General features: G+C 75.6%; 1 protein-coding gene. It reads right to left on the reverse strand.

Annotated features, from left to right (window positions below; translation table 11 throughout):
• Positions 1 to 434, reverse strand: a 434-nt coding sequence (locus tag D7W81_RS41555) for a DUF6597 domain-containing transcriptional factor (RefSeq protein WP_368773762.1), incomplete at both ends; no start/stop codon positions are given.

A 434-nucleotide genomic window follows, 5' to 3' on the forward strand; every position in this document is an offset into this window, starting at 1 on the left:
CCATCACCCCCTCCAGCGAACGCACCGGCACCTGGCCCCTGGCTCCCAGGATGAGGTCCACCGCGTGCCTCACTCCCGCGTCGCCCTCCCCCGGCAGCCGGCCCAGGAGCAGCCCCTCCAACAGGGCGAAGCGCGCGGGCGTCCCCCGGCTTTCCGCGAACCGCTCGCGCCACTCGCGCGCCTCGCGCGGCCAGAGGTCCCCCAGCGCCACCTTCGCGTCCGTCAGCTCCAGCAGGGGCATCCGAAGGAACGGCTGCGCGCCTCCAGGCCGGAAGCGCACCGCGACGAAGGCCGCGCGCGTGGACAACGGCACCACCTCCGCCGTCCGCATCGCCCCCACCACGTGCAGGTCCACCCCGCCCGTCAGGTCCACCAGGATGTCCAGGCACCCGTCCGGCATCACCCGGTGCACGCCCACCGGCGCCGGCCCCGAC

The sequence above is a fragment of the Corallococcus aberystwythensis genome (assembly GCF_003612165.1).
GTDB lineage: Bacteria > Myxococcota > Myxococcia > Myxococcales > Myxococcaceae > Corallococcus > Corallococcus aberystwythensis.